The organism is Holzapfeliella sp. JNUCC 80 (genome assembly GCF_053667655.1).
Genome location: NZ_CM132205.1, coordinates 78,521 through 90,941, shown reverse-complemented (window position 1 = coordinate 90,941; position 12,421 = coordinate 78,521). Strand labels below are relative to the sequence as shown.

The 12,421-nt window shown below is 35.6% G+C and carries 12 protein-coding genes; 8 read left to right on the top strand and 4 right to left on the bottom strand.

The features are described 5' to 3' along the window. The first annotated feature begins 26 nt into the window (after nt 1-26). From JNUCC80_RS00465 to JNUCC80_RS00445, 5 genes are all read left to right on the top strand, one after another. Nucleotides 27-1,064: a BMP family lipoprotein gene (locus JNUCC80_RS00465; protein ID WP_454152966.1), complete on the top strand. Its 1,038-nt coding sequence runs from the start codon at nt 27-29 to the stop codon at nt 1,062-1,064. Nucleotides 1,065-1,248: 184 nt separating this feature from the next. Further along, nucleotides 1,249-2,298: a BMP family lipoprotein gene (locus tag JNUCC80_RS00460; protein WP_454152965.1), complete on the top strand. Its 1,050-nt coding sequence runs from the start codon at nt 1,249-1,251 to the stop codon at nt 2,296-2,298. A gap of 141 nt (nt 2,299-2,439) precedes the next feature. Further along, nucleotides 2,440-4,011: an ABC transporter ATP-binding protein gene (locus JNUCC80_RS00455; RefSeq protein WP_454152964.1), complete on the top strand. Its 1,572-nt coding sequence runs from the start codon at nt 2,440-2,442 to the stop codon at nt 4,009-4,011. 1 nt (nt 4,012) lies between these two features. Beyond that, a complete protein-coding gene (locus JNUCC80_RS00450; protein WP_454152963.1) occupies nt 4,013-5,080 on the top strand; it encodes an ABC transporter permease in 1,068 nt (355 codons plus the stop codon). Beyond that, nucleotides 5,080-6,039, top strand: coding sequence for an ABC transporter permease (locus tag JNUCC80_RS00445; protein ID WP_454152962.1), 960 nt, complete (start codon nt 5,080-5,082; stop codon nt 6,037-6,039). The genes JNUCC80_RS00450 and JNUCC80_RS00445 overlap by 1 nt, the downstream gene beginning before the upstream one ends. Nucleotides 6,040-6,053: 14 nt before the next feature. Here JNUCC80_RS00445 and JNUCC80_RS00440 read toward each other — a convergent pair whose 3' ends face one another. Beyond that, on the bottom strand, nt 6,054-6,431 hold the full coding sequence (locus JNUCC80_RS00440) for an Rrf2 family transcriptional regulator (RefSeq protein WP_454153315.1): 378 nt from the start codon (nt 6,429-6,431) through the stop codon (nt 6,054-6,056). 170 nt (nt 6,432-6,601) lie between these two features. Here JNUCC80_RS00440 and JNUCC80_RS00435 point away from each other — a divergent pair, with 170 nt between their 5' ends. Both JNUCC80_RS00435 and JNUCC80_RS00430 read left to right on the top strand, forming a co-directional pair. Then, nucleotides 6,602-7,258 (top strand): NAD(P)H-dependent oxidoreductase, encoded by a 657-nt coding sequence (locus tag JNUCC80_RS00435; protein WP_454152961.1) that lies wholly within the window; start codon nt 6,602-6,604, stop codon nt 7,256-7,258. Between the two features lie 91 nt (nt 7,259-7,349). Further along, nucleotides 7,350-7,955, top strand: coding sequence for a nitroreductase family protein (locus tag JNUCC80_RS00430; protein WP_454152960.1), 606 nt, complete (start codon nt 7,350-7,352; stop codon nt 7,953-7,955). Nucleotides 7,956-8,003: 48 nt separating this feature from the next. Here the strand turns inward: JNUCC80_RS00430 and JNUCC80_RS00425 are convergent, their stop codons facing one another. Next, on the bottom strand, nt 8,004-8,972 hold the full coding sequence (locus JNUCC80_RS00425) for a ribose-phosphate diphosphokinase (RefSeq protein WP_454152959.1): 969 nt from the start codon (nt 8,970-8,972) through the stop codon (nt 8,004-8,006). 116 nt (nt 8,973-9,088) lie between these two features. Here JNUCC80_RS00425 and pepF point away from each other — a divergent pair, with 116 nt between their 5' ends. Next, complete coding sequence (gene pepF, locus JNUCC80_RS00420) at nt 9,089-10,891, top strand: oligoendopeptidase F (protein ID WP_454152958.1); 1,803 nt, start codon at nt 9,089-9,091, stop codon at nt 10,889-10,891. A gap of 29 nt (nt 10,892-10,920) precedes the next feature. Here pepF and JNUCC80_RS00415 read toward each other — a convergent pair whose 3' ends face one another. Together JNUCC80_RS00415 and JNUCC80_RS00410 are read right to left on the bottom strand one after the other, a co-directional pair. Continuing rightward, complete coding sequence (locus JNUCC80_RS00415; protein ID WP_454152957.1) at nt 10,921-11,577, bottom strand: alpha/beta fold hydrolase; 657 nt, start codon at nt 11,575-11,577, stop codon at nt 10,921-10,923. Continuing rightward, complete coding sequence (locus JNUCC80_RS00410) at nt 11,558-12,391, bottom strand: glycosyltransferase family 2 protein (RefSeq protein WP_454143592.1); 834 nt, start codon at nt 12,389-12,391, stop codon at nt 11,558-11,560. The genes JNUCC80_RS00415 and JNUCC80_RS00410 overlap by 20 nt, the downstream gene beginning before the upstream one ends. Nucleotides 12,392-12,421 lie beyond the last annotated feature (30 nt).

The window sequence follows — 12,421 nt, the reverse complement described above, 5'->3', positions numbered from 1 at the left end:
TTTAATTATTTCGGAGGTCTATATATATGAAGAAGCGTTATCTTTTTGGAATTATTTCAACATTAGCTGTATTCTCGCTAGCGTTAACTGGGTGTACTAATCGCTCAAAACAAGCTAATCAATCAGCTAGTGAAGTCAATCAAACATTTAAAACACCCACAGCTGTTACCGTTTTAGGTAGCATCGATGACAAGTCTTTTAACCAATCAGCTTGGGAAGGACTTCAACAATGGGGAGCATCAAAAAGTTTAACTAAAGGTGTTGGTGGCTTCAACTACGCTGCTGCAACACAAGATTCAGACTTAACTTCTCAAATTAACAATCTAATCAAAAACAAATACCAAATGATTTTCGGTGTTGGTTACCGTTTATCTAAATCAATTGGTGATGCTGCTAAACAAAATCCAAATACAAACTTTGCAATCGTTGATGATGTCATCTCTGATCAATCAAACGTTGCATCTTTAACTTTCAAAGATGAACAAGCCGCTTACCTTGCTGGTGTTTCTGCTGCACTTTCAACTAAATCTAACAAAATCGGTTTCATCGGTGGTGTTCAAGGTGAAGTCCTAGGTAAATTTGAAAAAGGTTACCGTGCTGGTGCACAATCTGTTAACCCAGATATCTCAATTGATGTTAAATACGCTGGTTCATTCAGTCGTGCTGACTTAGGTAAATCAATGGCAACTGCAATGTACAACACAGGTGCTGATGTCATCTATCAACTTGCTGGTGAAACAGGTACTGGCGTGTTCTCTGTTGCTAAAGATTCAGCTAAAAGTGGTGACAAAGTTTGGGTTATCGGTGCTGATCGTGACCAAACTGACGAAGGTCAATACAGTGGCGGTAACGTTACTCTAACTTCTTCTATCAAAAACTTATCAAGTGTTATCAAAGACGTTGCTGATAAAAATGCGAACGGTGAATTCCCTGGCGGAAAACACACAATTTATGGTCTTAACGAAGACGGTGTTGATTTAGTTAAAGGCCAACTAAGCGATGATACATGGGCAAAAGTTGAACAAGCTAAACAAGACATTATGTCAGGTAAAATCACTATCTAAATTTAAAAATTACAATTAAGCAACTAGTTTAAGCTAGTTGTTTTTTTTATACACAAATTAACTAAATACGAACATTAATTACTTTTTTATTAAAAATATACAGTTTTTACTTTTTAATTCTGTGGTCTTCTGTTATTATATTCATGTAATCATTTTAGACGATACGTCTATAACGGAGGAAAATATGAATAAATTAGTCAAAAAAATAAGCTTAGCTATTTTAGCACTTGGTATCATCATCCCATTGTCAGCCTGTACAAATCGTTCGGCTTCAAACAATTCTGAGTCACAAAACAAAGGTAACTCACTTGCCGTAGCCCTTTTAACTGATTTAAACGGAGTTGACGATAAATCATTCAACCAATCCGCTTGGGAAGGTTTAACAAAATGGGGTAAAGAACATAACTTAACTAAAGGATTAGGTGGTTATGATTACGTTCAATCTCACCAAGATTCAGATTATCCCGTAAATATTAACAAATTAATCAAAAACAACTACAACTTAATTTACGCTATTGGTTACAAACTTGATAAAGCTGTAACAGATGGTGCTAAACAAAATCCAAATACAAAGTTTGCGATTATTGATACTGTTGTTCCTGATTTAGATAACGTTACTTCATTAACATTTAAAGACAACGAATCAGCTTACCTTGCTGGTATGTCTGCTGCCTTGAATAGTAAAACCAAAAAAATCGGTTTTATCGGTGGTGTAAAAGGTGAAGTCATCAACCGTTTTGAAGCCGGTTATGTAGCTGGTGCTAAAGCCGCTGTTCCTGACATCCAAGTTGATGTTAAATACGTTGGTGCTTTTGATAAAGCTGACGTTGCAAAATCTATCGCAACAGCAATGTACAACAATGGTAACGATGCCATTTATCAAGCTGCTGGTAGTGCTGGACTTGGCGTTTTCTCAAGTGCAAAAGATGCTCGTAAGAGTGGTAAAGAAGTTTACGTTGTCGGTTGTGACCGTGATCAGACTGAAGAAGGCCAATATGACGGTGGTAACTTAACACTTACTTCATCAATCAAAGCTTTAAATACAGTTGTTGAAGAAGTTTCAAATGAAACACTTGCTGGTAATTTCCCAGGTAAACAACATAAAGTCTTCGGATTGAAAGAAAACGGTGTTGATATTTCTAAAGGTCAATTATCAACTGATATTTGGAACAAAGTTGAACAAGCTAAACAAGACATTATTGATGGAAAAGTAACTGTTCCAGAAAAACCATAATCTTAGTTTTTTAACTCACAACCAAATAGTAAGAGCTGAAACTAACTTCAGCTCTTATTTTTATGCTTAACCTTTATTTAACAATTGGTTATTTTTCGATATAATAGTAGTAATAAATGGATGACGAAGGAGATTCAACAGATGCAATCAAATTTTGATCAAGCTTCATGTGCGATTGAGCTTAAGCATATGACAAAAGCATTTGGCGATTTTAAAGCCAATAATGACATTAATTTAAAAATTAAAAAAGGACAAATCCATGCACTTCTAGGTGAAAACGGTGCGGGTAAGTCTACCATGATGAACGTTTTATCTGGTTTGTATCAACCCACTAGTGGTGATGTTTTCGTTAACGGTGAAAAAGTTGCAATGACTTCTTCAAAAGATGCCAACAATCTTGGAATCGGAATGGTTCACCAACATTTCATGTTAGTTGATGATTTCACTGTAATTGAAAACATTGTTTTAGGTGCTGAACCTACTAAGGCAGCTGGTATTTTAAACCTTAAACAAGCTAGACAAAAAATTATGGATTTATCCGAAAAGTATCACTTGGAAATTGATCCAGATGCTAAAGTAAGAGATATTTCTGTCGGTATGCAACAACGTGTTGAAATTCTTAAATTGCTTTACCGTGATGCTAATATTTTGATTTTCGACGAACCAACAGCTGTTTTAACCCCTTCTGAAATCACAGAATTAATGGCAATCATGAAGGAAATGGTTCAAGAAGGTAAATCAATTATCTTAATTACTCACAAATTAGATGAAATCAAAGAAGTTGCTGATGAATGTACAGTTATTCGTCGTGGTCAAATCATCGGTAGTGTTTTAGTTAAGGATTCATCTGAACAGCAACTAGCTGACATGATGGTTGGTCGTGAAGTTAGCTTCAAAACAGATAAAACTAAATCAAAACCTGGTGAAGCTGTTCTGAAAATTGAAAACCTATCTGTTAAAGATAGTCAAAAAGTTGAACGTGTTAAAAACCTTAGCTTCGATGTTCATGCGGGTGAAGTACTAGGAATTGCCGGTGTTGACGGTAATGGACAAAGTGAACTGGTTCAAGCTATTAGTGGACTTGAAAAATCTGCATCTGGTTCTATTACATTAGATAACAAAGATATTACTAACTTGAAGGTTCGCAAAGTTACCGAAGCAGGTCTTGGTCATATTCCAGAAGATAGACAACGCTTTGGTTTGATTTTGCCAATGACCGTATCTGAAAATATTGCCTTACAAAGTTACTATCGTAAACCTGATTCATCATACGGTGTTTTGAATTACAATTATATGAACGAACACGCTCGTCACCTAATTGAACAATTCGATATTCGTACTTCTTCCGAAAAAAGTGAAACTGGTGCACTTTCAGGTGGTAACCAACAAAAAGTCATTATTGCTCGTGAAGTTGAACGTAATCCTAAGTTATTAATTGCTGCTAACCCAACTCGTGGTCTTGATGTTGGTGCGATTGAATATATTCATAAACGTCTTGTTGATCAACGTGATAAAGGAAACGGTGTTTTACTTGTCAGTTTCTCACTAGATGAAATCTTGAACGTTTCTGACCGTATCCTAGTTATGCACAATGGTGAAAACATGGGAATCGTTGATGCTAGCAAGACTTCTGAACAAGAACTTGGTTTAATGATGGCAGGGACACCTCTTGATAAAATCAAAAAAAGCAAACGAAAGGTAGCAGATAAATAATATGTCAAAGAATTGGAAAAGTCGTTTAAGTATACCTTTAATTTCGATATTAGCCGGTTTCGTACTCGGTGCAATTATTATGTTATGCCTAGGTTATGATCCTATCATGACCTATGAAGCTTTATTTACAGGGGCTTGGGGAGATCCAAACTCAATTGGTGAAACACTTCGTCAAGCAACACCTTTAATTCTAACTGGCCTTGGGTTTTCAGTTGCAACCTCTGCTGGATTCTTTAACATCGGTGGAGCTGGTCAATACCTTGTTGGTTGGCTATCTTCTATCTGGTTTGTCCTATCATTCCCTTCACTACCGGGAACTGTTTTAATCATTGGGGCCGTTGCAGCTGGTGCGATTGCTGGTGGTATTTGGTCAGGAATTGCCGGTGTTCTTCGTGCTTACCTTAAAACAAACGAAGTTATCACAACTATTATGTTAAACTACATCGCTTTATATCTATCAAACTGGATTGTAAAATCATTCCTAGCAAATGGTGATGCTGACTACAGTAAGTCTATTCCACAAAGTGCTTCTCTGCGCTCTCCTTTCTTAATGGAATTAACGAATAACTCTACTTTCCACTACGGTTTATTCATCGCAATTGTGATTGCTATTATCATGGCTTTCGTTATGAAAAAAACAACCGTTGGATACGAAATTCGTTCAATCGGTTTGAACTCAGATGCTTCAAAATATGCTGGTATGAGTACCAAGAAAGTTATCATTTTAGCGATGACACTCTCAGGACTACTTGCAGGTATTGGTGGTGCTGTTGATGGGATTGGTAACTATCAAAACATTCTAGTTCTAGCAAGCACCCCTTCTGTTGGTTTTGATGGATTGGCTGTTGCTTTACTAGCTTATGGTAACCCTATCGGAATTGTCTTTGCTTCACTATTATTTGCCTCACTAAAAATTGGTGGTTTAAACATTCCGGTTGTCTCAAATACACCTTCAGAAATTGTCGATATTGTGATTGCTTTAATTATCTTCTTTGTTGGTGCAAGTTACTTATTTGAATATATTTCTAAAAAAATGAAAACAAACAAATCAAAAGGAGGTAAAGCATAATGAACACAATGACAATTTTAATGACAATCGTTTCAACCACTTTGATTTATGCTTCTCCATTAATTTTTACATCACTAGGTGGTACCTTTTCTGAGCGTGGTGGAATTGTTAACGTTGGACTAGAAGGTATCATGGTAATTGGTGCTTTTGCCTCAACTGTTTTCAGTATTTCTTTCAACGAAACATTCGGTGCTGCCACACCTTGGTTAGCCTTAATCGTTGGTGGAATTTGTGGTTTGCTTTTCTCAATTGTTCATGCTGTTGCAACTGTCAACTTACGTGCTAACCACATCATTAGTGGTACTGTGCTGAACATGTTAGCACCTGCTGCTGCTGTTTTCTTAACTAAAGTTATCTACGATGGTAAAGGTCAAACCCCTATTATCCAACAAAATATGTCGACAACTGATATTCCATTACTTTCAAAAATCCCTGTTATTGGTGATATTTTCTTCAGTAACACATTAGTGATTGGTTGGATTGGGATTTTACTTGCTTTTGCTTCTTGGTGGGTTCTTTACAAAACTCGCTTTGGTTTGCGTCTAAGATCTGTTGGTGAAAATCCTGAAGCTGCTGATACATTAGGTATTAGTGTTTACAAGATGCGTTACTCATCTGTCTTGATTTCAGGAATGCTTGGTGGTATCGGTGGTGCCATCATGTCACAAGCAATTACATTAAATTACAATGTTTCAACAATCGCTGGACAAGGATTTATGGCACTTGCTGCAATGATTTTTGGTAAATGGAATCCAATTGGCGCTATGTTTGCCGCTTTATTCTTTGGATTTGCACAAAGTTTATCAATTGTAGGTGCTTACATCCCAATTATTTCTGGTTGGAATGACGTTGTCTTCAAAGTCGCACCTTACTTAATTACAATTGTTGTTCTTGCCTTCTTTATCGGTAAATCAACTGCTCCAAAAGCGGATGGCGAAACCTTTATTAAGTCCAAATAAAAAAAGCACTAACCTCATTGAGGTTGTGCTTTTTTTATATCGTCGATAACGTCTTGTAAAGTTTGTTCTTTTAACTGGTCTTCCATGGTTCGTTGCAATTTCGCATACCTTGTTTTTAAAACTTCAGGTATCGCACGTGCCATTGGACATGATTGATCAACTTTTTCATCGACATTCAAAATCTTATAATCAGGTGTTACTGCCTTAAAAATCTGATGTAGCGTCATGTCTTTAGGATCTGTTAGAAGCGTCGTTCTTGCAGATCCACGCGTTTTGCTAATTAGTTTGCTTTTTTTCAGTTCTGACATAATTCTTCTAACAACACAGGCAGAACCATTGAACTGTGCTGCGATTTTTTGACTTGATAATTGTTCATTATCACTAGTTGCAATTGCTACTAGAATATAAATAGCGTTACTGAATTTCGTGTTTGCGATGATAAACCCTCCAATGCAAGTTGGTGATATTGACTAATCCTTTAATACTATACATCAATTGAACGATTAACAAAAGTACGTTAAACTAATTATACTTATAAAAAATAAGAAAGAAGGATTTTTTAATGACTAAAAACGAACAAATTTTAGAAGTTATGAACCGCAGATATGCAACAAAATCATTTGACAGCCAGAAGCAAATTTCTGATAGCGACTGGGAAACAATCGTTGAAGCAGGTCGCCTATCTCCAAGTTCACTTGGATTTTCTCCATGGAAAATGTTACTAGTTAAAAACGACACTATTAAAGAAGGTTTGAAAGAATTTGCTTGGGGAGCCAACCCTAGTTTAACTGGTGCCAGTCACTTCGTTATCTTTCTAGCTCGTAAGGATGTTACACCAACAAGTGATTATGTCAAACACTTCACTGAAACCGTCAGCAAACGCACATATGATCCAGAATCACCATTTTTAAAACGTGTTGCTAGCTTTCAACAAAATGATTTCAAGCTTGATAATGCTCATGACCTTTATCACTGGGCTGCTAAACAAACTTACATCACACTAGCTAACATGATGACAACTGCTGCATTCCTAGACATTGATAGTTGCCCTATCGAAGGATTTAATATTGATAAAGTCGAAGATTATTTAGCACAAAAAGGTATTTTAGACCGTGAAAAATTCGGTGTTTCTTTAATGGCTGGGTTTGGTTACCGTGATGAAGACATCACTCCTAAAAAACGTCTGCCACTATCTGAGATTTACGATATTATCGACTAAGCTTTTTAATTGACAAATACCAAAAAGGCTCTTACAATGAAGTTGTGATATTAAAAGTAACAACTAAAATAAGAATAAGAAGGTATTTTCTATGAATAACTCATTTATTGATTTAATGACTCAACGTCGCTCTATTTATGCTTTGGGCAAAAATGTTCCTCAGTCAAAAGAAGAAATTACAACTCTAATCAAAGACGCAATTAAACAGGCACCTACTGCTTTTAACAATCAAACAACTCGTGCCGTTATCTTGTTTGGTAACTCTTCTGATAAAGTTTGGGATATCACAATTGATGTCCTACGTGGCATCATGTCAGATGATGATGCTTTTGAACAATCAAAATCGCGTGTATCATCTTTCAAAAATGGTATTGGGACTATCCTTTACTTCAGTGACCAAGATGCTATTGAAGAAAGTAAAAAACAATTCGCACCTTATGCACAAAACATGCATGACTGGAGCGAACAAGGTCTTGGTGGCGCACAATTTAGTGTTTGGACTGCTCTAGCTTCAAATAATATTGGTGCTAACATCCAACACTATAACCCAATCATTGATGATCAAGTTAAAGAAGCCTTTGATATTCCAGAAAACTGGGTATTAAGAGCGCAAATGCCATTTGGTTCTGTCGAAAATCCAGCTGGCGATAAAGACTTTGTAGATGATAATACACGTTTTAAAGTTTTCGAAGATTAATAAGTAACAGACAAAAAAAGAAAGTGCGTAATATGCACTTTCTTTTTTTTATAGTTTTTGTTGTTCTTCAAAAACAGCGTGGATTGATTTTTTATCGTAGATATGTTCAATTGCATTGGCAAATAGATAATCAACAGATAAACGTTTGATTTTTTCAGGATATTGTTCTTTTGGTAATTCGATTGAATCGGTTACTGCGATTTCTTCAATTGGGGCATCGTTCAATAATTGACTAGCACCACTTGATAATAATGCATGTGTTGCAGCAGCATAAATTTGTTTAGCACCAGCAGCTAATAATGATTTTGAAGCGTATGCAAAACGCACACCTGTATCAATCATATCATCAACTACAATCGCTGTTTTACCTTCGACATCTCCAATAACGTCCTTAACAGCATCTGTATCGTAATGCGGACCACGTTGATCAATAATCGCAATCGGTGCGTTGAAGTATTCAGCAAATCTTCTAGCTAATTTTGTCCCACTATGATCAGGTGAGATGATCACGATATCTTCTTCTTCAAAACGTTTAGAGATAAAATATTTCGCCAAGATAGGAATAGCTTGTAAGTGATCGACAGGAATATCAAAGAATCCTTGAATTTGGTCGGCATGCAAATCAAGTGTAATCACACGATCAGCACCAGCTTCTTCAATCATGTTCGCTAAAAGTTTAGCTGTGATTGGTTCTCTTGAATGTGTCTTTCTGTCTGCACGTGAGTAAGCAAAGTAAGGTAACACCACGTTGATTTCATGTGCTGATGCACGTCTTAAAGCATCAATCACAATTAGCGTTTCCATAATATTTTCATTGATTGGATCTTGTAGTGATTGAATAACGTAAATATCATCACCACGGATTGTTTCATCAATATTAACTTGAATTTCGCCATCACTAAAATGACGTGTACTTGTTTCAAGTAAAGGAGCACCTATTTTAGCTGCGATTTTTTCAGCTAAAGGTAGGTTTCCGTTTAGTCCTAGTAACTTAATCGAATGTTTTGATGTCGACATAATTATTAAATCTCACCTTTATATTTGTTATTTTTCAATTCTAGTTTACCAAATAAATGTCGTCAATAGTTAAAAAATGCTATAATCGATTCAAATTTATTATTTGGAGGTTTCAAATGAGCATAAAAAAAGCCAACCTTAATCGCAAAGATGTCGAAAAAGATTATACCTACGATTTAAGTGACTTATGTGAAAATAACACTGATTTTTTGAATCAGGCCGATAATTTGATGGATCAGGTTAAGCAATTCTGTGAACAGTACGCTAATCGTTCACTTAATATGGACGAAATTAAGGACGCACTTTTTGACTACAATGAATTATGGTACCACGCAGATATTTTATTGAATTATGCTTTTTTAAATCAGTCTGTTGATTTAACTAATACTGAAAATAGTAATATTGCGTTTCGTGGCGACCAAATTGAGGCAAAATTGACAACTGATTTACAATTCTTTGAAGATTTACTCTTAAAGTTGCCTCACGAAAACTTCAAAAAATTAATGAAAGATAATCCCCAATTCACTGGATTCTTGAGAAATCTCAAACAAAAGCAAAAGATTGCGCCTAACAAAAAAGTTGAACAAACACTGAATAAACTAATGTCCGTTCTTCAAGGGCCTAGTCGATTATATGGCCAGGTCATCGGCTCTGATTTGTCTTTTGATGATTTCACAGTTAATGGTCAAACTTATCCACTCTCCTTTAGCCTATATGAAGACTATTACGCTTTTCATCATGACACCGATGTCAGACGTGCGGCTTTTGATGCTTTTTCAAAACAGCTTCGCAAATATCAAGACACACTAGCTGCCAATTATCTAAACAAAGTAACTAGCGAAAAAGTTTTAGCCGATTTATATGGTTTTGATTCTGTTCTTGATTACCTACTATATAATCAAGAAGTTTCACGAGAAATGTTCAATCGTCAAATCGATTTAATCATGACTAAGTTTGGTCCGGTCGTACAAAAATATCTCAAGTTTTTGAAAAACGAACACAACTTAGATCGACTAACTTTCGCCGATCGCCTGATTGATATTGATTTTGACTACTCACCACAAGTTTCTATTGCACAATCAAAAGACTACATCAAAAACGCCCTAGCACCTTTAGGAACTGACTATCAAAACATGATTTTAAAGGGATTTGATGAAAGATGGGTTGATTTTACAGCTAATAAAGGTAAAGAAACCGGTGCTTTTTGTGCACAACCTTACCAAAAGAAACCAAAAATTCTATTATCTTGGCAAAATACCCTTTCAGATGTCTACACTTTGATACATGAATTGGGACACGCAGGACAAGGTATTTTAAGCAGTGAAGCCAATACTTATCTCGATTTTAATCCATCCACCTACATTGTGGAAACTGCTTCAACATTTAACGAATTGTTGTTAACGGATTATTTATCTACAACTAGTCAAAACAACCAACAAAAACGATTTGCCTTAGGTAAGTTATTTAATAATACTTATTTCCACAACTTCGTGACACATTTGCTTGAAGCTGCATTTCAACAAAAGGTTTATCAATTAGTTGATGATGGTGAAAGTTTTAATGCCGAAATTCTTAATAAGATTAAACTCGATGTGCTAAAACAATTTTATGGAGATAGCCTCGAATATAATGAAGGCACTGAGTTAACCTGGATGCGTCAAAGTCACTACTATATGGGACTTTACAGCTACACTTATTCGGCTTCTCTGACGATTTCGACACAAGAATTCTTAAAATTCAAAAATAATCCAGATACAGAACGTGAGAATTGGCTAAACTTTTTAGCAATTGGAAACTCACTCTCCCCAATTGATTCAGCTCATAAATTAGGCATTGATATTACAACATCAACGCCACTTGAAAATACTATTGATTATCTTGAAACAGTGGTCGATAGAATCATTGAATTATCCAAATAAAAAAATCCTAACATGATGTTAGGATTTTTTTATTTGAAAAAGTTTTTCAAGGTAGGTGCTAAATATAAGCTGTGGATAATGTAGCTATCGTGCGTTTGCCTTGGCATTACCATTAATCTTGAGTGCTTGATTTTGCTAGAAAATTCACGCGTATGTTCAATCGTGATAACATCTTTTTCCCCTACCATTGCTAAAACAGGAACCGTGATGCGTCTCAGTTGTGCATCTGTAATAGGTGGTTGTGTCAGCATCAATTTAACCAATGGATTCGGTTTAACTAGGTTTTCGAATTTTAGCTTCAATCGTTCTTTTCTGGTTAAACCTGACACATCAGTATTAGCCCCTGCAACCACAAACTTACCTAAAATATTAGGATACTGACTTGCAAGCATTAATCCAATGATACCACCATCACTGAACCCAAATAAGTAGGGCTGTCTTAAATTTAATTTGCGGATAAAGCTGGCAATATCTTCCACCATATCTTGGTAGGCATATGTTGAAGGTGATTCGCTTTGTCCGTGTCCCCGGGTGTCGATTATGTAAACAGTATATTGTGCGCTCAAGGCCGCCATTAGGCGATCAAAAATGCGACTATCTTCTTGATTACCATGCAATAAAATTAACGGATGTCCTGAGCCAAGTTTTTGGTAGTTTAATGAAATATTATTGACTTTGATATTCATTTTTTTCCTCTTCAATACTCGTTTCAATCTCTTGTTCCAACATTTTTTGCTTTTTATCAGGTCGATTATTCTTTTTAGACATACTTAAGTTGATGTAAAGACCGTGACATTTCACCATAGCAACTGCAAACTCTTTCAAATCAATATTATGAATCAAACTATCATCACGTTGAATATAATGATAAAGCGGCTTTGTGCTATAGAAAAAAGAGCCTTGCGCTTTTTCTAAATACTTTAAGTTAAAGTATTGATCTTCCATAATTGAAATCGTTTCGTCAAATTTCAAATCATGTTGGCGAATCAAATCGATACGATAGCACTTATTCCAAGTATAACCTTTAACACTGCCACCAGGTCTGATAACTTGCGTTGCCATTTGACTTCTATCCAAAATTTTAGATTCATTTTTTTTATGAGCAACTTTGCTTGGTTTGCCTTCATAATCAATAAAAAAACTACTTGTTGCCATATCAACGTTACGTTCTGACATGTTTTTGATAAAGTGATCTGTAAATTCTGGCTCAACCCAATCATCACCATCTAAAAATGTTAAATACGGCGTTTCAACATTATCAAGACCCGTGTTTCGCGCGGCTGATAACCCCATATTAGGCTGTGAAACCATCCTTAGATGTTGAAATTGATGACGATATGATTCGACAATTTCAGGTGTACTGTCTGTTGAACCATCATTAACAACCAATACTTCAAAATTTTTGTTTTTTTGCTCTAGTAAGCTGTCTAAACCCCTTTTAATATAACCCTCAACATTATAAACTGGCATTAAAACTGTTAATAATGGCTTTTCATACATTCTTTATCTTCACCTTTCATAGCGTTTATC

Coding starts and splice junctions, on each gene's coding strand:
- JNUCC80_RS00435 (WP_454152961.1), top strand. CDS start 6,602: ATGACTAAAAACGAACAAATTTTAGAAGTTATGAACCGCAGATATGCA.
- JNUCC80_RS00455 (WP_454152964.1), top strand. CDS start 2,440: ATGCAATCAAATTTTGATCAAGCTTCATGTGCGATTGAGCTTAAGCAT.
- JNUCC80_RS00445 (WP_454152962.1), top strand. CDS start 5,080: ATGAACACAATGACAATTTTAATGACAATCGTTTCAACCACTTTGATT.
- JNUCC80_RS00430 (WP_454152960.1), top strand. CDS start 7,350: ATGAATAACTCATTTATTGATTTAATGACTCAACGTCGCTCTATTTAT.
- JNUCC80_RS00415 (WP_454152957.1), bottom strand. CDS start 11,577: ATGAATATCAAAGTCAATAATATTTCATTAAACTACCAAAAACTTGGC.
- JNUCC80_RS00410 (WP_454143592.1), bottom strand. CDS start 12,391: ATGTATGAAAAGCCATTATTAACAGTTTTAATGCCAGTTTATAATGTT.
- JNUCC80_RS00460 (WP_454152965.1), top strand. CDS start 1,249: ATGAATAAATTAGTCAAAAAAATAAGCTTAGCTATTTTAGCACTTGGT.
- JNUCC80_RS00465 (WP_454152966.1), top strand. CDS start 27: ATGAAGAAGCGTTATCTTTTTGGAATTATTTCAACATTAGCTGTATTC.
- JNUCC80_RS00425 (WP_454152959.1), bottom strand. CDS start 8,972: ATGTCGACATCAAAACATTCGATTAAGTTACTAGGACTAAACGGAAAC.
- JNUCC80_RS00450 (WP_454152963.1), top strand. CDS start 4,013: ATGTCAAAGAATTGGAAAAGTCGTTTAAGTATACCTTTAATTTCGATA.
- pepF (WP_454152958.1), top strand. CDS start 9,089: ATGAGCATAAAAAAAGCCAACCTTAATCGCAAAGATGTCGAAAAAGAT.